Origin of the sequence: Spirosoma sp. KNUC1025 (genome assembly GCF_045160025.1) — a bacterium.
Taxonomy (GTDB): domain Bacteria; phylum Bacteroidota; class Bacteroidia; order Cytophagales; family Spirosomataceae; genus Spirosoma.
Map to the genome: position 1 here is coordinate 3,246,529 of NZ_CP087139.1, position 22,658 is coordinate 3,269,186.

General features: G+C 50.1%; 27 protein-coding genes and 1 pseudogene. 11 read left to right on the forward strand and 17 right to left on the reverse strand.

Features of this window, described 5'->3' with window-relative positions:
* Window positions 1-3: 3 nt before the first annotated feature.
* The 3 genes and pseudogenes from kdpA to LN737_RS14060 all read right to left on the reverse strand — a co-directional run bounded on the left by kdpA (window position 4) and on the right by LN737_RS14060 (window position 2,658).
* Window positions 4-1,718, reverse strand: a pseudogene (gene kdpA, locus LN737_RS14050) (potassium-transporting ATPase subunit KdpA).
* Window positions 1,719-1,736: 18 nt separating this feature from the next.
* Window positions 1,737-1,817, reverse strand: a complete 81-nt coding sequence (locus LN737_RS14055) for a potassium-transporting ATPase subunit F (RefSeq protein ID WP_080054258.1) — start codon at window positions 1,815-1,817, stop codon at window positions 1,737-1,739.
* Window positions 1,818-2,292: 475 nt separating this feature from the next.
* Window positions 2,293-2,658, reverse strand: coding sequence for a helix-turn-helix domain-containing protein (locus LN737_RS14060; protein WP_405519817.1), 366 nt, complete (start codon window positions 2,656-2,658; stop codon window positions 2,293-2,295).
* Window positions 2,659-2,841: 183 nt separating this feature from the next.
* Here LN737_RS14060 and LN737_RS14065 point away from each other — a divergent pair, with 183 nt between their 5' ends.
* Window positions 2,842-3,198 (forward strand): MmcQ/YjbR family DNA-binding protein, encoded by a 357-nt coding sequence (locus tag LN737_RS14065; RefSeq protein ID WP_405519819.1) that lies wholly within the window; start codon window positions 2,842-2,844, stop codon window positions 3,196-3,198.
* A 123-nt stretch (window positions 3,199-3,321) separates the two neighbouring features.
* Complete coding sequence (locus LN737_RS14070; protein WP_405519821.1) at window positions 3,322-4,395, forward strand: alpha/beta hydrolase family protein; 1,074 nt, start codon at window positions 3,322-3,324, stop codon at window positions 4,393-4,395.
* A gap of 12 nt (window positions 4,396-4,407) precedes the next feature.
* Here the strand turns inward: LN737_RS14070 and LN737_RS14075 are convergent, their stop codons facing one another.
* The 3 genes from LN737_RS14075 to LN737_RS14085 all read right to left on the reverse strand — a co-directional run bounded on the left by LN737_RS14075 (window position 4,408) and on the right by LN737_RS14085 (window position 6,096).
* Window positions 4,408-4,866, reverse strand: a complete 459-nt coding sequence (locus LN737_RS14075) for an acetyltransferase (protein WP_405519822.1) — start codon at window positions 4,864-4,866, stop codon at window positions 4,408-4,410.
* A 62-nt stretch (window positions 4,867-4,928) separates the two neighbouring features.
* Window positions 4,929-5,375, reverse strand: a complete 447-nt coding sequence (locus LN737_RS14080) for a GNAT family N-acetyltransferase (RefSeq protein ID WP_405519824.1) — start codon at window positions 5,373-5,375, stop codon at window positions 4,929-4,931.
* 196 nt (window positions 5,376-5,571) lie between these two features.
* Complete coding sequence (locus tag LN737_RS14085; protein WP_405519826.1) at window positions 5,572-6,096, reverse strand: hypothetical protein; 525 nt, start codon at window positions 6,094-6,096, stop codon at window positions 5,572-5,574.
* Window positions 6,097-6,398: 302 nt separating this feature from the next.
* On the opposite strand from LN737_RS14085, the gene LN737_RS14090 reads away from it, so the two are divergent.
* From LN737_RS14090 to LN737_RS14100, 3 genes are all read left to right on the forward strand, one after another.
* Window positions 6,399-7,217 carry a universal stress protein gene (locus tag LN737_RS14090; RefSeq protein WP_405519828.1) on the forward strand — a complete coding sequence of 273 codons (819 nt, stop codon included), beginning with the start codon at window positions 6,399-6,401 and terminating at the stop codon, window positions 7,215-7,217.
* Window positions 7,218-7,235: 18 nt separating this feature from the next.
* Window positions 7,236-8,072 (forward strand): CPBP family intramembrane glutamic endopeptidase, encoded by an 837-nt coding sequence (locus tag LN737_RS14095; protein WP_405519829.1) that lies wholly within the window; start codon window positions 7,236-7,238, stop codon window positions 8,070-8,072.
* Between the two features lie 501 nt (window positions 8,073-8,573).
* Window positions 8,574-8,882, forward strand: a complete 309-nt coding sequence (locus tag LN737_RS14100; protein WP_405519831.1) for a response regulator — start codon at window positions 8,574-8,576, stop codon at window positions 8,880-8,882.
* 127 nt (window positions 8,883-9,009) lie between these two features.
* On the opposite strand, the gene adhP is transcribed toward LN737_RS14100, so the two are convergent.
* Window positions 9,010-10,101 carry an alcohol dehydrogenase AdhP gene (gene adhP, locus LN737_RS14105; RefSeq protein ID WP_405519833.1) on the reverse strand — a complete coding sequence of 364 codons (1,092 nt, stop codon included), beginning with the start codon at window positions 10,099-10,101 and terminating at the stop codon, window positions 9,010-9,012.
* 309 nt (window positions 10,102-10,410) lie between these two features.
* Here adhP and LN737_RS14110 point away from each other — a divergent pair, with 309 nt between their 5' ends.
* Window positions 10,411-11,055 (forward strand): universal stress protein, encoded by a 645-nt coding sequence (locus LN737_RS14110; RefSeq protein ID WP_405519835.1) that lies wholly within the window; start codon window positions 10,411-10,413, stop codon window positions 11,053-11,055.
* On the forward strand, window positions 11,034-11,300 hold the full coding sequence (locus tag LN737_RS14115) for a universal stress protein (protein WP_405519836.1): 267 nt from the start codon (window positions 11,034-11,036) through the stop codon (window positions 11,298-11,300). Before LN737_RS14110 ends, LN737_RS14115 begins: the two co-directional genes overlap by 22 nt.
* 7 nt (window positions 11,301-11,307) lie before the next feature.
* Here LN737_RS14115 and LN737_RS14120 read toward each other — a convergent pair whose 3' ends face one another.
* The 5 genes from LN737_RS14120 to LN737_RS14140 all read right to left on the reverse strand — a co-directional run bounded on the left by LN737_RS14120 (window position 11,308) and on the right by LN737_RS14140 (window position 14,398).
* Complete coding sequence (locus LN737_RS14120) at window positions 11,308-11,460, reverse strand: hypothetical protein (protein WP_405519838.1); 153 nt, start codon at window positions 11,458-11,460, stop codon at window positions 11,308-11,310.
* 144 nt (window positions 11,461-11,604) lie between these two features.
* Complete coding sequence (locus tag LN737_RS14125) at window positions 11,605-12,003, reverse strand: hypothetical protein (protein WP_405519840.1); 399 nt, start codon at window positions 12,001-12,003, stop codon at window positions 11,605-11,607.
* A 12-nt stretch (window positions 12,004-12,015) separates the two neighbouring features.
* A complete protein-coding gene (locus tag LN737_RS14130; protein ID WP_405519841.1) occupies window positions 12,016-12,897 on the reverse strand; it encodes a universal stress protein in 882 nt (293 codons plus the stop codon).
* A 62-nt stretch (window positions 12,898-12,959) separates the two neighbouring features.
* Window positions 12,960-13,733 (reverse strand): TIGR00730 family Rossman fold protein, encoded by a 774-nt coding sequence (locus tag LN737_RS14135; RefSeq protein WP_405519843.1) that lies wholly within the window; start codon window positions 13,731-13,733, stop codon window positions 12,960-12,962.
* Between the two features lie 155 nt (window positions 13,734-13,888).
* Window positions 13,889-14,398 (reverse strand): hypothetical protein, encoded by a 510-nt coding sequence (locus LN737_RS14140; RefSeq protein WP_405519845.1) that lies wholly within the window; start codon window positions 14,396-14,398, stop codon window positions 13,889-13,891.
* 212 nt (window positions 14,399-14,610) lie between these two features.
* Here LN737_RS14140 and LN737_RS14145 point away from each other — a divergent pair, with 212 nt between their 5' ends.
* Complete coding sequence (locus LN737_RS14145) at window positions 14,611-15,444, forward strand: universal stress protein (RefSeq protein ID WP_405519846.1); 834 nt, start codon at window positions 14,611-14,613, stop codon at window positions 15,442-15,444.
* A gap of 80 nt (window positions 15,445-15,524) precedes the next feature.
* Window positions 15,525-15,776: a rhodanese-like domain-containing protein gene (locus LN737_RS14150; protein ID WP_405519848.1), complete on the forward strand. Its 252-nt coding sequence runs from the start codon at window positions 15,525-15,527 to the stop codon at window positions 15,774-15,776.
* A 190-nt stretch (window positions 15,777-15,966) separates the two neighbouring features.
* On the opposite strand, the gene LN737_RS14155 is transcribed toward LN737_RS14150, so the two are convergent.
* The 4 genes from LN737_RS14155 to LN737_RS14170 form a co-directional block, all read right to left on the reverse strand.
* Window positions 15,967-16,401, reverse strand: coding sequence for a hypothetical protein (locus tag LN737_RS14155; protein WP_405519849.1), 435 nt, complete (start codon window positions 16,399-16,401; stop codon window positions 15,967-15,969).
* A gap of 47 nt (window positions 16,402-16,448) precedes the next feature.
* Window positions 16,449-17,570, reverse strand: coding sequence for a DUF6544 family protein (locus LN737_RS14160; RefSeq protein WP_405519851.1), 1,122 nt, complete (start codon window positions 17,568-17,570; stop codon window positions 16,449-16,451).
* A gap of 109 nt (window positions 17,571-17,679) precedes the next feature.
* A complete protein-coding gene (locus LN737_RS14165) occupies window positions 17,680-18,459 on the reverse strand; it encodes an NAD(P)-dependent oxidoreductase (RefSeq protein WP_405519853.1) in 780 nt (259 codons plus the stop codon).
* Between the two features lie 2 nt (window positions 18,460-18,461).
* Complete coding sequence (locus LN737_RS14170) at window positions 18,462-18,668, reverse strand: hypothetical protein (RefSeq protein WP_405519855.1); 207 nt, start codon at window positions 18,666-18,668, stop codon at window positions 18,462-18,464.
* 401 nt (window positions 18,669-19,069) lie between these two features.
* Between LN737_RS14170 and LN737_RS14175 the strand changes: the two genes are divergently transcribed.
* Together LN737_RS14175 and LN737_RS14180 are read left to right on the forward strand one after the other, a co-directional pair.
* On the forward strand, window positions 19,070-19,825 hold the full coding sequence (locus LN737_RS14175) for an SDR family NAD(P)-dependent oxidoreductase (RefSeq protein WP_405519856.1): 756 nt from the start codon (window positions 19,070-19,072) through the stop codon (window positions 19,823-19,825).
* A 291-nt stretch (window positions 19,826-20,116) separates the two neighbouring features.
* Window positions 20,117-22,021 (forward strand): PA14 domain-containing protein, encoded by a 1,905-nt coding sequence (locus LN737_RS14180; RefSeq protein ID WP_405519858.1) that lies wholly within the window; start codon window positions 20,117-20,119, stop codon window positions 22,019-22,021.
* Between the two features lie 155 nt (window positions 22,022-22,176).
* Here LN737_RS14180 and LN737_RS14185 read toward each other — a convergent pair whose 3' ends face one another.
* Complete coding sequence (locus LN737_RS14185; RefSeq protein ID WP_405519860.1) at window positions 22,177-22,632, reverse strand: pyridoxamine 5'-phosphate oxidase family protein; 456 nt, start codon at window positions 22,630-22,632, stop codon at window positions 22,177-22,179.
* Window positions 22,633-22,658 lie beyond the last annotated feature (26 nt).

Genomic DNA, 22,658 nt, shown 5'->3' on the forward strand with positions numbered 1-22,658 from the left:
ATTTTAGTTAAGTGAGAAATATTCGGCCAGCGGCCCTAAGGCTAATGCCGGGAAGAACGATAAAGCCGTAAGAATGAAAATGACGGCAAAAATCATCAGCCCAAACGTCGCCGTATCGACTGGTAGCGTACCCGAAGATTCGGGAACATACTTTTTACGGGCCAGCAAGCCTGCAATAGCGACTGGACCAATGATGGGAATAAACCGACCCAAAATCAGAACGATACCCGTAGAGAAGTTCCAGAAGAAATTGTTATCCCCCAGGCCTTCAAAGCCCGATCCGTTGTTTGCATTGGATGAGGTCATCTCATACAGTATTTCAGTAAAACCGTGAAAACCAGGATTATTCAGCCAGGCAGATGGTTTAACTGCCCAGTCAGCATCGCCATAGTGCATAAAAATCCAGGCGGCTAAAGCAGTACCCCCTTTTACGAGTAGCGCACTCAACAGGGCTACCAATGAAGCAATCTTGATCTCCCGCGCTTCTACTTTCCGACCAAAGAGTTCGGGTGTTCGTCCAACCATCAAGCCCGAAATGAAGACGGCAATAATCAGGAAGAAATAGAAATTGAGCAGGCCAGCACCTACGCCCCCATAAAAGGCGTTCACCATCATGCCCAGCAGTTCCATTACGCCAGAAAGGGCCATTGAGGAGTCGTGCATGGAATTGACCGATCCCGTTGAAATGATCGTTGTGGCGATGCTCCAGTAGGCAGAAGCCAGCGGACCAAACCTGACTTCTTTCCCTTCCATAGCACCTGATGGTTGGCCCACACCCAATTGAGCGATAGCCGGACTGCCACCTAGTTCAGTGACGATTGTAGGAATAACCAGCAGGAAAAAACCAATTGTCATCACGCCATAAATCATCCAGGCAAAGCGTTTTCGGTTGATGAAGAAGCCTAACGCGAAGATCATGGCAATGGGGATGATCATCTGAGCGATCATTTCCACCATATTCGTCAGGTAATTTGGGTTTTCCAGTGGGTGTGCTGAGTTCGCACCAAACCAGCCCCCACCATTGGTACCCAGGTGCTTAATGGCAATAAAACCAGCAGCCGGGCCTCTGGATACGCCCACCGTGTCTCCCTGCATTGTCACGATGGAGTCCTTTCCATCAAAACTGGCGGGGGTTCCACTGAAAGCAAGTATAGTGGCCATTACCAGGCTAAGTGGTAAGAGCAACCGCGTGATTGATTTGACGAACAGCACGTAAAAATTGCCTACTGTGTCAGTCATTTGCGGTAAAAACGAACGGAACAGCAATACCGCTGCCGCAATACCCGTAGCAGCCGAGACGAACTGGAGGAACATCAGTACCGCTAACTGCGTCAGATATGTTGCGCCCGATTCGCCGGAATAGTGCTGTAAATTACAGTTAACTACAAAGCTGATGGCCGTATTGAAAGCCAGGTCAGGCGTTTGAGAAGGATTCCCATCTGGATTGAAAGGCAGACTTCCCTGCGTGACTAGTAGGACAAAGGCGTAAACCAGCCAAAGCGCATTAATCGTAAGCAAGGCGACTAAGTTCTCTTTCCAGCCCATATCTCGGGTAGGATCGATTCCCCCAAGCGATAAATAAGCCTCTCCAACGGTTTCATAAAATCAAACGCGTTGGGTTCATTTTTAAACACTTTAGCAAGAAACTTGCCCAGTGGAATCGCCAGCAGGACCGTCAGGCCGTACATAACGATAACACCCATCCATTCAGTTGTCATTGTGTAGCTAAAAATAGGTTAAAACTTTTCTGGTTTAATTAACACGTAGAGCATGTAGGCGAAAACCAGCAACGCGATAATAAAGACGAGAGTAATCATGGTCAGTAGTGTTTATTTAGATGCGTTCGAACCACTCAATGGCTTTATAGAAGAAGACAATGCAGCCAAGTGCCGAACCAATCAGAAGCAGAAGCGTACCCATAGTTTTTGAGTAATACTGTTTAGTTTACCACACTATGCCAAAAACTTGACCAAACTTTTTTATATCAGTTGGCGTAGTAATTAAGTACCTGACTATCAGTAGTCTAATTTAGAGTAGAGGACGTAGAAGAAGACGGGGGAAACAAAAAACCTTACCATTTTGGTAAGGTTTTTCTCATTTTGGTAAGGTTCTTAGGTAGGGTTATCGGCAGTAAGTCACAAGTTCATCTTTGCAAAAATGAAGGTTTGGGTTACTCAATTAAAAGGGATAAAGGGCTTATCGATTGACGCAACTGTTGAAGCGTTCTGAGATCGGCTCTACAGGATGAAGCGATGGAGAGCATAAAAGACAGCGTATACCCTAGTAATTCCGTCAACAGCAGTAGATGGCTTTAGCTGCTGAAATGAGAATGGCCGTTGTCGTTATCAATTGATATTGCTCTATTTTTCGATACAAGGTACTCAAACCAATTCCGAGCAATCGAGCCGTTTTCGCTTTGTTGCCGTGCGTATAATGCATGATTTGGGCAATATGCTTTTTCTCGACGGTCTCCAGGTCAGATGCTGAACTTGTAATGGTATTCGCCGATGATTGCACATCCAGTGGCAAGGACTCAGGCAATAAGGTAGGTCCGTCGGCCAGAATGACGGCCCGTTCAATGACGTTTCTTAGCTCCCGAATGTTTCCCTTCCAACTATAGCTCATAAGCACATCTAAAAAGGCTGGACTGAGGGTCATCGGTTTTTTACCCAGTTTTACGGCGCTAATCTGAAATAACCAATTTTAGAAGCTGATTCACAGCTGTATCGACTTTTTCAAGAGTTACGTAGACGATATAGCCGGTTTAATGGATCCAATAAATGATTACCATTATATGCGCCTAAGCCTGTGTATTTTTAGGCCCACAAAGCCCATTCCACCATGGTTGAGATTGAAACGTTCCGGCAAATGGTCCTTTCGCTGCCTGAAATAACTGAGCAGCCCCACGCCGATAAAAGGTCGTTTAAGGTGGCGAAGAAGATCGTAGCTACCCTTAATGCCAAAGAAAATCGAGCTTGCCTGAAGCTGTCGGAACTCGATCAGGATTTGTTCTCAGCCTTCGATAAAACCGTTATTTATCCCGTACCGAACAAATGGGGGAAACAGGGCTGGACGCTGGTGAACCTGGGGAAAGTGGAACCCGAAACCTTACGGGATGCCCTGAATGCAGCCTACTGTGAAGTGGCCCCTAAAAAGCTGGCGGCCCTGATTCGGTCGGATTCTGATATTGACCTTTGAGGATTTACCGCTGCTGGACAATAATAAATGCCCCAAATTCAGATTCGCAGGGTTAGATACGCCACTTCAGCCCCTTTTGACTGACAGCTAAACGGAATTGTTTCTACTGTTAACGTATCAGCCATGAATCAAAATGGAAGCCTGTCTGCCAACTGTTTGTTCCGGTACGTCCTGGCCGGACTTGTTGTCGTAAGTTCATTCGCCCTGACGTATGGCCAATCGACGCTAAAAGGCACAGTGGAACGTATCAAGGTGCATGGCAAAGGGCTGGAAGGAAACCTGGAAGGGGATTCGCCCGACCGCGATGTATCGATCTATCTGCCGCCCAGCTACAAGACCGACACAAAGCGCCGGTATCCGGTCGTTTATTTTTTGCATGGTTTTACTGATAGCGACGCGCAGTGGTATGGCGTAACCAAGCATTGGATTAACCTACCCGATGTGGTCGATAAGGTGTTTACGGGCGGACAGGCACAGGAAATGATTATCGTTACGCCTAATGCCTATACCCGCTTTCGGGGCAGTATGTATTCCAACTCGTCGACCACGGGCAATTGGGAGGATTACGTAGCCAAAGAGCTGGTCGCCTACATGGATCAGCACTATCGCACCATTCCTAAAGCGTCAAGCCGGGGTCTGGCGGGCCACTCGATGGGGGGCTATGGTGCCATACGGATTGGTCAGAAACATCCGGAGATATTTTCCAGTCTGTATTTGCTTAGTCCATGCTGCATGACGCCCAGCACCGGCCGAACGTTCAGCCCGGAAGCCATTGCCAAAATTGAAGCGGTAAAAACCCCCGATGATGTTGTGAAAGCGGATTTCGGAACGCAGGCTCTTTTTGCCTCAGCCGCTGCCTGGTCGCCCAATCCGCAGAAGCCTCCATTTTTCATAGACCTTCCTATTGAAAACGGTCAGCCACAGCCGCTCGTTACGTCAAAATGGACGGCGAATGCACCTTTAGCGATGATTGACCAGTACATTTCCAACCTCAAACAACTCAATAGCGTCGCATTCGATGCGGGCAATCGGGATCAGAGTATAGCCGCCAGTATCAAAGTGCTGGATCAGGTACTAACCAATTATCAGATTGCGCATACCTACGAGGAGTACGAAGGCGATCACATAAACCGTATTGCCGAACGTATTGAACAGAAAATGCTGCCGTTTTTCTCGAAAAGCTTATCGAAAAAATAAGAATAATTTTCGCTAGAATCGCCGAAGCTCCATATGTAATAGCGGAAACGGATTCCCCTGACCATCAAGGGCTGAGCGACCTATCGACTGAAAACCTAGTTTTTCATAAAACCCAACCGCCTGTTCGTTCTGCTCATTCACATCGACCGTTGTAGCCCCTACCGTATCAATCGCATAGGCCATCAATTGGCGTCCCACTTTTTTCCCACGCCAGAGAGGGTCTATGAACAGCATTTCGATTTTGCCTTCGTGTGTACCGATGAAGCCCACGGGTTGATGATCAGCATCGCGCATACAAAAAAGCGACACGGCATCAAAAGCATGGTCGCGGACCAAGGGCTTCAAAGACTGAATATCCGTCTCTGACAAAAAATGGTGTGTTGCCCGAACGGAGGCCTCCCATATTTCCAGTAACCTGGGGTAATCTTCCGGGAAAACGGGCTGAATGCCTTGCTGTAAGGAGTTATTCATGTATTCAATCGCTCTGGTCACGAAAGATACTGGAATCAAGTTTACGGCAAAATGGACAGGCTTCAGGCAAATTTGGCGGCCGTCATCTGCCCAGGCTGCCGGGTACGCTGGAGCGGTTTCCAGAATCGGATCGAGTCGTCGTAAATTTCTCGTTTGATACCGTAGCCATTATTTCCCCAAAAATTAGTTGCCGCTGTTTCGTCCGTTGCGTTATCGGTATAGCTACTTGTTTTTTGCCCCATTTGCCCCCTGATCCAGCAAGCGCCTTTTGTGCGGGCAAAGGCTTCTACAGCTTTCAAAAGCTGGTTTCCCAAACCTTGCTGACGATGCGTCTGATCAGACACAACCAACTCATACAGGAAGAAATGAAGTTGTCCGTCGTACCACATAGCGTACTGCCGAAACTCACCTCTGGCATACCCAATTGGCTGGTTCTGATTATCAAACAGGAGAAGTCGGTAGGTTTGTGCATTCGGGGCAGCCTGGTCCAGTTCAGCTTGGTAGTTCATAGTCTTACGTCGTTTATGTTGCAAATAAAACATAAAAGTCGTAAAAATATAATACGTATATATTATTAAAAGAATGGACTTGTATTAGCTGTGGGTGAGTAATTGAGAAGTTAGAGACTATAATTCGTTGTTTAACCGGCTTCCGATCCTGATCACGTAACGGTCTAATGCTCAAAGCGTAGCTACTACGCCCCCTTTACAAATCTTTAACCTCCTTACGAGGTCTCCAGGTGTTGGCAGCCGGTGGCACTGGTTCGCCCGAGCAAACGCGGCATAAATAGACGATCTCCAGTGACCATCCTTTATCGACGTTGCCCAGCGAAAGATTAACCTGGGTTCGGGGTGTCAGCCAGACAGTGTTTTGAATCTCACCGACATTCGCTGTTTTTCCGGGACCATACTTTTCCGTGAGTAACGCTTTCAACTCTCCGGCGGCCGTTGTTACGTCGGCCTGCGTAATCACTGCGGTTGTATAATAGTAGTAAGAGGCTGAGAGCAGGGAGTCGCCATTGAACGTGTACTCCAGGCCAACCGTTCGATTGACCAGCGGTACGCGTGCATAGATGATTTTTTCGCTACGTGTTGAGCTGGGTTTTATGGTTTCGGCCTGTTTCACCTGCGCGGGTGAGAAGCCCCAGCGTACCTGGCGTATGTCGGGGCTTTGCTGGGCAGAAGCCAGTCGGCTGGACAGCAGTAGGCAGATCAGAATTATTTTTTTCACGGGTTATTCCTGGATGATTTTTAACAGTTGGTATTTGTTGGAGAGCCAGTTACTACGTACTGAGAGCTTGTTAATCCTGTCGGAAAACTCAATCACTCAAAGAAGCAGGAAATGTATTACTTTCTGTCGGACTATTGACAGAATCGGTGTTGGATGAAGCCTAATTGGCCAGGAAATTCTCATAAAAATCAGACAAGAGCCTGATTGCCATCATACTGGCAGTCGGCTGTTTTCGATTGTTTTACAGCATAAAACTTCGGCATTACGCTGTAGCAGACCTTTTTTCTATAAAAACGATACGTATGAAAACGCTTGTTCTTGCCACCGACTTTTCCAGCAATGCCCGGCAGGCAGCTTATTTCGCAGCACATCTAGCAAAAGAGCAAAAAGCCCGACTCATTCTGTTTCATGCGTTTCATCTCTGGCCCGATAACCCGGCAAAAACCGGAGATTTCCCGCTTTCGATCAAGACGATGCAGGAAAATAGTGAAAAGGCGCTGAATCACCTGGCCGACGAGATTCGAGCTGACATTCAGACCGATGAGCCCATTCAATGCATAGCCCGGGAAGGCCACACGATGAACGCCATTCGAGACCTGACAAAAGCCGAACGGGCTGATTTGCTGATTATGTCGACGGTAGGAACCGCGCCCCAGAGTGCTCAATTGCTGGGGAGCATTGCTACGGGCATGGTGGCTGACACCAACGTACCGCTGTTGCTCATACCGCCGGGCATAGGCTATGCCCACATTAAAAACATCGTGCTGTGTATTGATCTGGCCGAACCGCCCAACGTAGTAGCTCTGGAAACCGCGCTTATCTTTACCCGTCACTTCGACTGTGTGATCAACGTATTGTGTGTCAGCGAAACTCCAGACGACCCGATTCTGAAAGAGCGGGCTGAGCATGTACGTCGGCTACTGGTGCCCCAACCTCATACCCTGAGTATCGTAGCGGGTGAGACTGTTTATACGACACTGCTCGACTTCGCGCATACAAATAAGGCCGACCTGATTATGATGCTGCCGCAGACCCGAACCTGGCTCTGGAAGTTGTTTGCGGAGGGTGAAACCCAGCGCATGGCCCGCCTGACGGATATTCCACTTCTGGCAATTGTCTAACTGTTTGATGCCGGAATCGTGAATACCGTAGCGCCGTCTTTATCCATAATCAGGCAGCTTGTTCAGTTTTTCGGGCTGGCCTATGCCATCTCGTGGCTCATCTGGTCGCCTTACTATCTGCCTATGGAAGTTCCTGTAAATCAGCTGCCCTACGTTCATCTGCTGGGTAGTCTGGGGCCTATGCTGGCTGCGGTCATTCTCATTTATCGTGAACAGGGACCGAAAGGATTACGTCAGCTAGGCGGACAGACAACGTCGATACGTCGGATGGTACGCTGGCTGAGTGTGGGCATACTGGCTCCCGTCCTGATTCTGGTATTGATGATCAGTTTTGTTTGTATAACACAACGGCATTTCCCCGATTGGCAACACCTGTTTTCGTCGGCTGAATTTGGCTTCCTTTCACCAGCCGTTTACATACTCTATACCATTTTTTTCTTTGGTCTGGGCGAAGAAGTGGGATGGCGGGGCTTTGTTTTGCCACGTTTGCAACGGCAGCATTCGGCGTTTACGGCAAACCTGATTATTGTCGGATTCTGGGCGATCTGGCACTGGCCTCTCTTCCTGAATCCCTTAGGCGGCTATCGACAGATGGACATAGGCGGGATAATCGGCTGGTTGTTCAGTCTGTTTACGGGTGGTTTGCTGTTTACCTGGCTCTTTAACTCATCTCGTGGTAACGTACTGGCCTGTGCGCTGTTTCATGGTCTGATGGATGTCGTCTTTCTGGCTGATCTGGATGTGCCGCAACTGGCTACCTACACTGGCATGCTCATAACGTTGTGGGGGATTTATGTATGGCTTGTGTATAAACCTGCGAATTTGTCAAACTTTCCAAAAATAACAGCGTCCTGAGTTTTCGTATTACGCAAACGCTTACTTCCGAAACGGTGCACCTGGCCGTTCGGGTACGAGGTTACATCCATGAAAACAACCGGCTCAACGCTACGACTCTCAAAACGACTTACCAAAGGGTTGGTGACATCCACTTGTGAAGCTATAAAGCAGATCGCCCGTACCAGGCGTATTGATTTGATCTATCTGGAGCAGGAACATCTACCAGAAAATGGAGTAATAACTGCTTAACCGTACCCAAGTTGCATGATTAGTAACCAGCCTGGGTTTCCTGGGTTGGTTATTTGTTTAGAAATGGCCGTTGGCTGGTCGATTATTGCCGGGCTTGTATTTATAAATAGCTCACAGGCTGAGTAAAGTCATACCGTTTCAGAAATCTATTCCTGACCTTTGGCGACAAGCCCTAACTGTGACTATCATTTGCCGGATTTATGAGCCATAGATTGAGTGGAATCTCTTCTCAGGTGCTCGCACTGAACAGTGGTTCGTCGAGCCTGAAGTTTGCCGTCTTTACCGCAGGCGCTCAGGCAGCTTGCTGACCAAGCTGGTCGATCAAGTTTCAATCTGGTTCTGATTGACATTAACATGCCGGTGATGAATGGATTTGAAGTGCTCGACAAAATTCGATCCAGTCCGGCTCTGAAATACACGCCAACGGTCATCATGTCGACCAGCGACAATCCCGATCAGGTGGAGGCCGCCTACAAAAAGGGTGCTAACTCTTACATCAAAAAGCCCATTTCGTTCGGGGGATACAATGAACTGATCAAAGCCATTGAGACCTGCTTCCTCCGCGTAATAAAATACTAACTACCGCGCAAGACGTGATATCTCCTTGATTTAGTAGGGGCGGTTCTGGAGTGATACGTGGTGTCGGTTTCTCAAAACCGACACCACTCCCGACATCACCGAACTACGGAAAGCCAGAAACTGACAGTTAACTGACAACAAAGGATGTTGAATAATTTATATGCGTACGGGTTTGGTGCGGTCCTTCATCGTCAGAGATACGTAGCACCACCCGACCATCGATGTTTCCGGCGGCCATATCGGTTAGTACCTGATTGATATTTTCCAGCCGGTCGCAGTGGTAATGTACCTCTACTTTTCCCTGAGCCGCAAAGGCCAGACTCTCAACCAGGTCCTGCCGGGTTCCTACAATCGAGCCCCGTACGGTTTTTCGGGTCAGCACAATGTCGAAGATGTTGAGGTTAAAATCACCGGGGGGTAACCCAACCAGCGACAGCGTTCCATGACGACGTAACATATCAACGGCCTGCGTAAAAGCAGCCCGTGAAACGGCTGTGACCAGAACGCCGTGCGCCCCTTTGATCTGCTGTTGAATTACGGCAACCGGATCTTCCCGGCTGGCATTGATCACTAAATCAGCCCCAACGGCTTTGGCCAGCTTTAATTTGTCATCCTGAATATCAACGGCCGCTACGTTCATTCCCATCGCTTTGGCGTATTGAACGGCAAGGTGTCCCAGGCCGCCAATGCCGGATATGACCACCCACTGACCGGGTTTTACTTCGGTTTCCTTCAAGCCTTTGTACACGGTAACACCGGCGCAAAGAATGGGAGCCGCTTCTTCAAACGAAAGGGAATCGGGTATGTGCCCCACGTAGTTCGGGTCAGCCAGTACGTATTCGGCATAACTTCCCTGTACCGAATAACCTGTATTCTGCTGATGCTCGCACAAGGTTTCCCAGCCCGAAAAGCAGTGTTCACAGTGGCCGCAGGCAGTATACAGCCAGGGCACACCCACACGGTCGCCAACGTTGACCTGCGTTACACCTTCACCCACCGCTACAACGGTTCCTACGCCCTCGTGGCCCGGAATCAGGGGTAACGTAGCTTTCACCGGCCAGTCTCCATTGATGGCATGCAAATCAGTATGGCAAACCCCACAGGCGGCTACCTTGACCAGTATCCGACCCGGCGTAACGTTCGGAACAGGCACATCTTCAATCTGGAGCGGCTGACCGTAGGACCTGGCAACGGCAGCTTTCATTGTTGTTGGGATCATGGCATATTCGGTTAAATAAAACGAACCAGCTGAGCGTGGCAAAAAATGAGTATGACAAAAGTAGACGTAGCCATATGGCCGATACATGATACGTATCAGGCGCCACAAAAACCTTCATCAGTTGCATTGCCGTGAGCAGGCTTACAGGCAATAAGGGCCTGAAAATGAGTAGAATCATCAGTACGTCCGGTCGCCGTCATGTTGGCCGGGAGAGGTATTGTCGAGCTTTACGGATGGAGAGCTTTTCCGGCTGAACCGTTCATTCGTACTGACTCGATTTCAGGGGGTTTATCTAATCGTTGTAGCCTTATGAAAAAAATCGTATTTCCAACGGATTTTTCCGAGGAGGCCGCAAAGGCGCTGCCTGTTGCGGCTCAATTAACCCGTCAACTGGCGGGTACGTTGCATCTGGTGCATGTGCTGCCTCCTGCGTCAGGCGAATACGTTTCCCTGCTTCATGATGCTGATGCGCAATACCGTCAGGCATTGGGTGAGGTGGACCTGCTGTTTGATGAGCTGCTTACCGCACCCTGCCTACAAAATCTGAAGGCACACACGCATCTGGTAAAAGGGGCTGATCCGGCCGATTTCCTGGACGATGCCCGATTGGCCGACGCCGATCTGCTGGTGGTCGCTTCAACAGGGGCTGTTGGCTGGAAAGAAACGCTGACGGGTTCGAATGCCGAACATCTGATACGTCGTGCCAAAGTGCCCGTTTTGGTACTGAAAAATCCACCGGCTTATCTGTCGGTCAAAACGATTGTATTCGCTTCCGACTTTCAGGATCAATATGATTCGGCCATCGACCTGCTGCAAACCTTACTCGATGAGTTCGACTACCCGACGGTTCATCTATTGTTTGTCAACACACTCAGCCATTTTATACCAACTCACAAAATAAAGCCCCGAATGGATGCTTTTGCAGCACGGCATTGCCTGGGGGATGCATTCTGAATCAACTGGACGAATACGATCCGGAAACAGCCTTATTGCATTTCGCGCAGGATAAAAAAGCGGATCTGATTGTGCTCGGTACTCACGGATACCAGGGGCTGCGTCATCTGATACAGGGAAGCTTAGCCGAAGATGTTGCCAATCATGCCCCGATTCCAGTACTCACATTGCCCATTCTGCCTGATTCTGCGCCGAAGAAAGTCAGACCTAAAACCGACCCTGCACTTATTCAGCCCGAATCCTGATTGACTGCTACGTCGATAACTGGAGGATGATTGCGCATACGGCAAGTCTGGAATTACTCGCCAGGCGTAACTCGTTTGTGTCGATCAGGCCATTTGGCCGATTCAATGCCCAAAGGGCCATTCGGTAGTTCACGCCTGGTGTATTGGGGCAGCCTTCCACAAAGGCATTGGAGTGGCGCTTTAGTCACGATGCCCGAGGGAGCACTACGCTGGTGGCAACCATTATTACCATGATGGTAAAAATAAAATAGGCCGTAAGCATTCATTCCGGCTGGCTTGTGAGAGTCAGCCGGAATGAACATTTTTAGAAAGCGGGTTCGGCCGCTATATACCGTCGGACTCCGTTTTTGAAGGTCCGGAAGTCAGCGTGGAAACTATCCATTTCTTCGCGGAGGTACTGTTGATTCAGGCGGGTTTCCTTGTCCAGCACATGGTCGGTACGTACGCCGAGAGCGACCTGTTCATCCAGACTTTGCAAATCTTCCTGCAACCGCTTGATGAGTCGGCGAAAATGGTGAAGCTGCCCCAGTTCCATCTGCCAGGTATCGTCAAACGTCGTTTTGTTGGCGTCAAGGTTTTCGTCCAGACTGCCCAGTAACTCTTCCCAAAATGTTACTTGCTGAAGGGCCAGTTCCAGTTCACTACGCCAGATACGTTGCAGCAGGTGAACTTCATTAAGCTGATGGTATTTATCGGTTCTCATGGTCGGGTTGATTTATAGATACGTGGCAAACGGAATTTCGTCGATTGCCGATGACTCGTTGGTGGTAACCGGAGGAATCGCTTCATCGTAAAGGGTTAACAGCGGTACGGATGGGTGAAATGCTATGGAACGACTGATGCTGTTGCGGCTGAGCACATCAAACAGACTTTTGTGGTGCGGCACCATAACCAGCAAATCGACCGTATGCGTTTTTAGGTACGTATTGATCCCGTGGAGCACATTATCGTCATGGATCGTGTACGTGGTCGTCTGTACGTTGTCCAGTGCAGCCAGCACAAACTCACGGGCGGGGACCGGAGTATGGGTACCGGGCCTTTGGGGATTTTCAATTGTCAGCAGTATTAACTGAGCGGCTTTTCGGCTGGCCAGGTCATCGAGTAATGTCAACGACTTTGTATTGTTGATCGAGCGGTAGTCGGTAGCCAGCACCAGCTGCTCAAGGGGCCGAATCGGCGCTGCGGCAGGCACAACCAGTACGTTTGTTTTTGCCTCACGGACCATATCTGTAGCAACGCTGCCCATCCATTCACTCCAGCCTGAGCCACTGGCTCCCAGTACGATCAGATCAAACGGGTCCTCGTCCTGCAACTGGTTAACGATTTCGGTTGGAGCGCCCATTTTGAGGAGGGTACGGTATGTATGGTAGCCCGGTTCGGGTTGTTGCGTCATCTCAGCCCGAAGCTGAACGAGCTTCGGTTCTGCCGCCTGCCAGCGTTCGGCCAATAGCGTAGCCCCCGCATATTCCATCTCGGGTTCAATGGGGCAGGCGTAAAGAAAACAGAAATCGGCGGCTGTATCGGCAAACAATGCCTGCGCATAGGCAATGGCATGTTTTGATGCGGCTGAGAAATCGGTTAATAAGAGAATCTTCATGGTATGTTGAAATTTGATGGGTAAGCTTAACAATGGCCTTGTCGACGAGTAAGGGTGGCGTATCACACGCGCTCAAGCAACCACCACAGCGGCTTGCGTCGACGGATAATTTTATAATACTGTTGTACGAACGTCTGAATATGCTGCTGGGCTTCCGCTACGTCGTCGGTCAGGCAAACGTATTGCAGGTCTTTTTCGCTGATGGTTCCTGCCCGGATCATATCCTGCATGTAAGCCAGCAATGGCTGGTAATAATCGCGCCCCATCAAGACCACCGGAAACCGCTGTATGACGCCCGTTTGCACCAGGGTCAGGGTTTCAAAGAGTTCGTCCATGGTGCCCCAGCCACCGGGCAGCACAACAAACGCGTACGAGTATTTCAAGAGCAATACTTTTCGCACAAAGAAGAAATCAATGGTTACCCGCGTGTGCAGGTAGGGGTTAGGCTGCTGCTCAAAGGGCAGCCGGATATTACACCCGACAGATCGGCCACCGGCTTCGTATGCACCCCGGTTGGCGGCTTCCATTACACCTGGTCCACCGCCGGTCATAACCGTAAATCCCAGTTCGTGAATGGCCCGACCTACCTGACGAGCGAGTTCATAATACGGATGCCCTTCCCGAAAACGGGCCGAGCCGAAGACCGTAATGCATGGACCCACAAAATGAAGGGTTCGGAGTCCTTTCAGAAACTGCCACCCCACCTGAAGAATAAACCGCAACTCCGACCTTCGGCCTTTCGGGCCGTCGAGAGCCTGGGTCAGCGTATCCGTCAGCAGCGGGCGAATGGTGTGCCGGGGATGTGCTTCGACGGTGGCTGGCTCAGTTGGTATCATAGTGTAGGATAAGGTTGTTTGGCAAATCCGAAACAAACATAGAGCGTGTCCAAAGGTAGGTCACTGTCTATGGTCAGACGAGCGGTTGAGAGTAATCAGGCGAACCGTTGCTACGTATTCTGACATCTCATGCACCAGATTGGTAGTCGGTAAGGTTAATGGACAGGCAGCGAAACACGGCCGCGATGGTGCACCCGTCTTGCCGTCGGATGCGTATGCCGACTTTCGAGCCGAAAAAGCTGATAAAAAGCCATGGCCAGCAGCAGCGTAGCCGGGAAAGCGGAGCCAAGTTCCAGCGGAGCTATGGCTATACAGAAGATAATTCCGGCCAGACAACCCGCGCGAAACCAGGCTCCTTTCATAAACATCGACACTGCAATACACGCCTGCGCTGCGGCTATACTGATTACCAGGGGCGTAGTGAGGGGTTCAAAAGCCCCAAGGATAAACCGACGGTAGAGCGGTACGGCGTAGTCGGCATAACTCTGATAGACCCAGGGCGTTTCGAATCCGTTGCGCGTGTTGATGATGGCGGCAAGGATGAAAATCAGGAAGAAAATCACCCGGGCGATAGCTGGCCAGCGATAACTGCCGATCAGTTGTACAACGGAAAAGGCGTTGATCCCTACGTAGGCCAGAGTGATCAGATTATCCAGTGTTTCCATGAGTGAAGGCGAGTTTCGTGAAAGCGGTTTTTTTGAGGGGGTTACAAACTGGGAAGTGATTGAACGTAGTAAAACTACATCTGACCTGACTATGAAACCCGAAGCCTGGTCAGCTGAAAGTGTGATATAAATCAGCGCGTTACACAGCGGTTGTCAGGATATGGGCAGGCTTCGCCGGGTTACTTTGTTACGAAATCAAAACCGACCGACGCATGAATACGATACTTGTTCCAACCGATCTGAGTGCCGATACCGATATTGCTCTGTCAGTGGCTGTTGACCTGGCCCGAACCAGTCAGTCTACCATTCGGCTTGTGCATTCTGTTGTCTATCCTTTACCGATGCCGGCCTATGCAGAGGCCGCACCGATTACTGTAAACCGAACAGTGGAAGAATGTCAGGAAATTGAACAGGAGGCAAAGGCCGCGCTGGATCGATTAATTGCCAACGAAAAATACAAGGGGGTGACCATCCTTCCGACCTTGCTGGCAAATGGCGAAGGACTCGTACACAACGTAACGGATCGCCCTGCCGACCTGATCGTCATGACCTCAAAAGGGGCCTCTGGTCTGGAAGAGTGGTTAATCGGGTCAAATGCCGAAACCATTGTTCGGTATGCTCACTGTCCGGTACTGATTGTGAAGCACCCGATTGCGCATTTTCGACCTGAAAACATCGTCTGTGCCATCGATATCGACGAGCGCCTGAAAGCGGTTCAGCATTATCCTTTTCAACTGGGCAAGCGGGGTTTACACCAGTTTCTGTACGTAACAACCCCAACTGATAGCCGGGTCCCTGAGGGCGTACGGGACTGGGTGAGCGAATTTGCCAGCGCCAAAGGTATTACGGATTTTGAATGTACGGTACGACAGGCCAGGGATGTGTCTGATGGCATTATAAACTATGCCGAGGAGGTCAATGCCGATCTGATTGTTTTGTTCACGCACGGGTATAAAGGGTTGCGGCATATGTTTGCGGGTAGCGTAGCCGAAGACGTGCTGAATCATGCAAACACACCGGTATTGGTGATGCGTATTGGCCGCTAGATAACGCTACGTGATAATTGTCACGGATTGGGCCGGAATGGTTTAAGAGATTTGCTCCATAAACTCATAAAATTTATCGAATGATGAATCTACTGAAATCGCTTTTTGGCGGAACCAGTACCGCTGCTATCAGCGACGCCTTATCGCGCGGAGCAGTCATTGTTGATGTTCGCTCACCGGGCGAATTTACCGCAGTCCATGCGGATGGGGCTATCAATATTCCGCTGGATCGGCTGGGGACCGAAATTGATACCCTTAAACGTTACCAGAAACCCATCATTCTCTGTTGCGCGTCAGGTATACGTAATGTGCCCGGGCCAAAGAATTTCTGACTAGTCAGGGCGTTTCTGATCTGCACGATGCAGGCAGCTGGAAAAATGTAAAATAAGCTTCATGGGCAGTCAACAAAAAACGCGGGCTAACAACCCGCGTTTTTGCATTTCATCCTTTATCTATTAATCATACTCGTTAGCTGCCATCTGAATGGGCTTCGGCGACCATACCCCCGCCATACCAAAGGCGTTAGCGGCAGGACCAGGTTTCTTCAATTCTGTCGGGGTCGCCCCGGTAGCTGAAACGTAATGTCGTGCTGGTCAACTCATCCAGCCGATGGGGACCTGGAATGCCATAAATATTCCAAGTTCGGCTGGGAAGCGTAATAGTAATGGAACTGACGGCCCAATTGCCAAGCGACAGGGGGGCGGTATCTACACCCGTGCACCGTGACCGATCCACCGTCAATTTACCATCCTGACCGAAAACCAGCCGATAGCATCTGGGTGCGAGTCCGCCAATAAATGAGCCCTGAGCAGTTTGACTTGTCGTTGACCATCCTACCGTACAGCCGGTTAGGAGTTGGTCAGGAGTGGGTTGAGGTTCGTGATCCGCGCATGACCAGAAAACCAGCGCAGGCAGACCAAAACAAAGAACCGGAAGAAGTTGAGTTAATGATTTCATGAGCTGATAGGTAGTTTACGAGACGGATTCTGCCAGCGTGCTACGTGTCAGTACAGCACCGGCTTGTTGTAATCGATGTCGGTTATCTCCCACTGGTAGTAATTGAAGTCGCCGGCAGGTAATTTCCAGATAACATCCCCCTTAACAGGAATCGTGACCCCATCCATTAGCTTCCAGTCGCGAACGGGTATGTACCAGTCGGCCAGTTGGCTTTCCGCACCACTGCCTTTGTAGCGTTTGGCGGAAACACCGGCCAGCCGATGCTGCTCATCGAACATGAAGATGGCCGAAGCCGATACGCCTTTGTAGGTCATTGTTGCCTGAGCGTGGTAAGCATCGATGCTCTGCCAGGTGATGAACGGGCTAAGAGCTGCCGATGGGTACCAGCACATTTCGCCCAGATACCGTAGCAACGTTCCCTGATCGGTTTTGGCATCCGACGCATTGACGATGGGCAAAACGGATAGCGCCTTTATCAGCATATTTCCTTTCCCATTGGCGTACTTGTCCCGGCCAGCCAGGGGCAGGAACGACAGCATACGGACATCCGCCTTCCAGATAAAGCCGGGTTCATCCACACCGATATATTGTTCGGCTTCGGTGGGGAGCCACTGACCATCAGGACTGGTCCGCATAAGGCCGTGTTGCCGAAGGCGTACCGTATGAACGCGCTCTTTCCCAACAACGCCACTGGTAGTCAGCCATTGCTGAACGGGTGTGGGGAGCCCAACCAGCATCGATTGGGTAACGATCGTTTTATCAGAAGCTTCCTGGCTCATAAGCTGCTGAGCTTCTGAATCGGCCCGTTGCTCAAATTGAGTATGGGCATAGCTGAGTCCCAGGGCGAGCAGAATGAGTACGTTACCCACTGTGCCCGTACGGGCGTCGGTCCAGTACAGAATAATAAGCGCCTGCGACAGAATCACGCTGACCAGCGCTACGGTCTGCCACCAGTCGTGACGGAACCAGTAGCCCACCAGAGCCACCAGAAAGCCGAGGCTGATGAGTAACCAGCACAGGCCCAGCCATTTTGACGTAACGACCGCAACGGGAATCAACGTTTTGTTGGTCATTTGCCTGACCGCAGCCAGATGCCATTGGTTTACAAAACCCAATACATGAATGAGGCCATGAGCCAGCAGCAGGAAAGCAAACAGGATACGGAACATAGCATAACGTATTGAACAGGTGATGAACGGAGTACGTCGGCCGGGAATACCAGAAATTGCTTGCGATGATAATCAGCTGGACAGGCTTGGCGCAGCGTGTCAGACCAACCTAGCACATCGATGCCTTGGTGACCATCATCATCTGTTGATTGGCGTAGAAAGTAAATTGATTAAGCAGATTACGTGCCATCTGCCGTAACGCTTCTTCGGTCAGGAATCCCTGATGAGCCGTCAACAGGACTTTGGGGTGGCTCCGTAACCGATTCAGCAAGTCGTCTGCAATGGGTTTTGTCGAGTAATTGTAATGGAAATAGGGCCATTCCTGCTCATAAACATCGGCGGCATAACCACCCAGCTGATCGGCATCGAGGGCGTTCAGTACGGCTTTCGTATCGACCAGCCGTCCACGGGCGGTGTTGATCAAAATGGCGTTCGGTTTCAGGGCCGACAACGAATAGACATCAATAATGGTGTCCGTAAGCGGTGTTAACGGGCAGTGAAGCGAGATGATATCCGACTGGGTTAGTATGTCGGATAACAGGCAATACTGAACTCCGGCTTCAATCAGGCGTGGATCAGGGCGCAGGTCGTAGGCCAGTACCTTACAGCCAAAACCGAGCATGATTCGGGCAAATACTTTACCAATACGCCCGGCACCAATAACGCCCACTGTTTTTCCGTGAAGATCATTGCCCATCAGTCCGTCAATCGCAAAATTACCCGTTCGGACACGGTGATTTGCTTCAGGCAGGTGCCGAACCAAACCGAGCAGCAATGTCACGGCCTGTTCGGCCACCGAGTAGGGCGAATGGCCTGGTACCTGCAGAAGCGTAATACCCAGGTCAGCCACTGCTTTCAGATCGACATTATCGAGTCCCATGCAGCGCATACCTATAACGGATATGCCCATTTTTTTAAAACCTGAAGCACAGGCCGGCTCAAATCGTCGTTGCTGAAGGCGCAAACAGCGTGGTGTCCTTTGGCCAGTATCGCCGTTTTTATAGTCAGTGCTTTCGGGATATACGTAATGGAATGACTGGAATAGGTGTCAAACCAGGGTTGTTCGAAAGAGTGTGCACTATAAAAGGCGATGTTCATGACGAAGGGTAGATACGTTCTATGTCAACAAAATTGGCTTATTTGTAGGCGTCGGTCTATGATATTCCTCAGGAGAATACATGCCTTTCATCAGTTAAGCAACGAATTTAGCCGGGTGTGATTAGTCCATCAGTTCACCCTTCTAAGTGGAATATATGTTCATTTGCTGGATTCCGGTAGCCTATTATTGAGTTCAGCAAGCGTTTTTAGAGGCAAATTGTCGGCTATTTTAAAACCGGATTTTGAACACTGCTTTATGACTATTCTTAGGTAACCGATTGATTCTAATCAGCATACTTGGTAGTCTGGGTCATGAACAAACCTGATCAATTACCGTTGATTTGCAATAGTAAAAAAGGCCTATACTGCCGCTAAAACATTTACATTTTATGGTTTCAATCATGGATAAGGACTTACAGGGAAAAACCGCCCTGGTAACTGGAGCTGCTTCGGGAATTGGCAAAGCAACCGCTTTACTGTATGCCCGGCACGGAGCTAAGGTCATGCTCTCGGATGTCAATGAAACGGCAGGACAAACCGTTGTTGAGGAGATCAGTAGCCAGGGTGGTATCGCTCAATTTTTCAAGGCTGACGTTGGTGATCCAATGCAGTGCCAGCAACTTATTCAGGAAACCGTCACGACATTCGGGCAACTGGATATCGCCTTCAACAATGCCGGAATTGGGGGTGAAATGAACCTGACGGCCGATTATTCAGTAGCTGGCTGGCAAACGATCATTAATGTTAATCTCAACAGCGTTTTCTATTGTATGAAGTACGAACTGGAAGCCATGCTGAAGCAGAATAGCCCCGGTTCCATCGTCAATATGTCTTCCATTCTGGGTAAGGTGGGTACGGCGCAGGCCCCCGGTTACGTAGCGGCCAAACACGGCGTGGTGGGACTGACCCAAACCGCGGCCATAGAATATGCCGCCAACGGTATTCGGATCAACGCCGTGGGTCCGGCTTATATCGATACGCCTTTATTAGGAGTTCTGCCTCAGGAAGCCAGAGCGATGCTGGTTGGGCTTCACCCTATCGGGCGGCTGGGTAAATCGGAGGAGGTGGCCGAACTGGTTATCTGGCTTTCTTCAGAAAAAGCATCGTTCGTGACAGGCTCGTATTACCCGGTCGATGGGGGGTATCTGGCCCAATAAACAGACTAATATTCTGATTCAGGTGTAGAGTTTCCCCACATCCAGGCCGGATGTGGGGAATGATTTTTTGCGTGTATTTCTGTGGAAGGATACGTAATGGACAGATATCGACGGCAATACGTAACCTATACCGAATTCATAAACTGTTGCCTTGCTACCTACTAAAAGGTACGCGTTTAAAAAAATCGTTTATGCGTCAATGTTAGAATTTTTTTTCGATACAACCCTTTGCTGGTAGATGGCGTTTTAAGGTGGAGTACATTAGTTCATTACTCACGCTAAACAGCCATCATGGAAATTATTCGTCGACTTCTAACCCTGTTTTTACTATGCATATTACCTGATTGGAGCTTCTCGCAGGTTACATTACCCGTATCGCGCATTGTGTTTCAGCGCGGTAGCGATAACCGCGCAAACGTGCCCATCGAGGGCACATGTTCAGCCAATGCTACATCGATTCAGGCTAAAGCCACTCCCCTTAAGGGAGGGCAATCTGTCGACTGGACAACCGTTGGTAGTGCATCGAATGGAAGCTTTGCTGGCAAGATTTCGCTGACAGCAGGTTGGTATCAACTTGAAATACGTGCTCTGGCCAACACTTCCCAAACGGGCTACTGGATTATTGATCGCGTGGGTGTAGGCGAGGTGATCATCGCTTCTGGTCAATCCAATGCACAGGGCTTTCCCGGTGGACCTGATGCGACCGACGACCGGGTGTCCTGCGTGGCCGCTGTTGACGGGGCTATCCGGGAATATCAGCTGGCTCTTCAGTTTCACCATCTGGACGGGGCGGCTACGGTCGGGCCAACAAACAACAAGCAATTTTACGGGGCCTTGGGCGATAAGCTCGTCCAGCGGTTGAATTGCCCGGTGTTGATACTGGGTGCTGCGATAGGAGGAACCAGTTCCGAGCAATGGGCCAGAACCGCCCAGGGCAATCTGAACGTACCGGATGCTCAGCTCTGGAGCGGACAGGAAGCCCTTCAGCCGTATCGGGCTTTGGGCGCTACGCTGAATCACTACGTTCGGCGAACAGGGCTTCGGGGAATTTTGTGGTTTCAGGGCGAGAGTGATAAAGGGAAATCGGGTGATGCGTATTACAACAACATCTCAGCGCTCATCAATAAAACCCGGTCGGAGCTTAACTTTTCGGTGCCCTGGATCATCTCGCAAACCTCCTGGATCGATGGCGGAGGGGACGAAAACATCCGATCCGCGCAACGACGACTGGTGAGTACCGTACCCAATTGCTATGCCGGGCCTAATACGGATAGTTATGGCGATGCCTTCCGCAATCCGGATCGGACGCACTTTTCTCCCAATCAGATGGGATTGTTAGCGGATTTGTGGAGCCAGTCCTTACCCGATGCTTTCTTCAATACAGCCCAGGCGTATCGGCTGAATGACCTGCCAGCTACGATTACAGCGGCACTGCCCGCTCCGGCCCGGCAGTATGCGGGCGGACACCTCTACGTGAGCTACATGACATCTGGACCCGCTGCAACTGCCGTATACAGTGTGGAGCTGATGAATGAATCGGGTAATTTTGTGGCTACGCTTGGCTCCGGTACGGCTAACCCGCTGCTAGTGTATCTACCCTCTAATGCAAATGGTACGTATCGGGTTCGGGTGGTTTCATCGGTGGCGGGCAATTCGTCGGCCTATTCGGAGAAATTTCAGGTGTTTCAGAATGGCCTGAGTAAAGGGAGTGGAAATGGCCTGACGGGAACGTATTTCCCGAATCAGGAGCTGAGCGGCTCGCCGGTCATTACCCGTGTCGACAGTCCTATGGATTTGACCTGGGTGAGTCAGGTTGGGCCGGGTATGCCGGCTGATAACCGGAATTGGACCGCTCGCTGGATGGGCCAGATCGAAGCCCCAACAACAGGTACGTATCAAATAAAAGTCGTGTATAATGACGGGGTTCGGGTCTGGCTAAACAATACCCTGCTGGTTGATGACTGGACTGTACATCCCTGGTCGATGACGAAGAGTGCTTCAATCCACATGGAGGCTGGCAAACGCTATGACATCAAACTAGAAATAAGGCAGGACTGGTATGCAGCACAGATAAAGCTGCTCTGGATTTTGCCCGGCCAAAACCAGTCTCAGTTTGTGCCTAATGACCGACTATACTCCATGATGCAACAAGCCCCGGTCGTTGCGAGGAGTCTGGTAGATCTGACGGGTACGTAGGGTCAGGCCGTATCCTACTCGGCTTCAGGAACCTGCGGGTATTCTTTAGGCTTTACACGCCGGTTGACACATACAGAAACCAGTTAGTAGTCCGATGGAATTCGTCACCGCCAATACCTAACGTAACGTACTATTCATATCCGCCTAAAGTGCGGTTAGCCCTGATCGGGATGCCGTTGATAGCAGCGGCCTGTTTTGCTGGTAATACGAATTCGATAAATAACGGGGTAGACAACTTTGTGGCCAACAGGCGCATCAACACCAATATAGCCAAGTCGTTCATCCGCGAAGACCGGAATTTTTCGCTGTTGAAGTAGCTGCAAAGCTGAATCGCGATCATCCTCCTGTAATTCTTCAAAAATTCCTTCAATCACTACGCTGCGCCAGGTGTCCTGGTTGAGCATTTCGTCGATTTCAAACGCTACGTTCGGATTCTTTTGCAATAGTTCGGTTTTGGTGCCCTGGCGGGTAAGCCCGTAAATCGAGTGGCCATCGTAATAATACATGACTGGCTCAATCAAAACCCGGCTCTCATCAGCACAGCCAATACGACCGAAATACTGATTGACCAGCATACTCTCAATTACGTCAGAAGATAATTTGCTCAGCATAGCTCAGGTAAGCGGGCTGTTTCCGT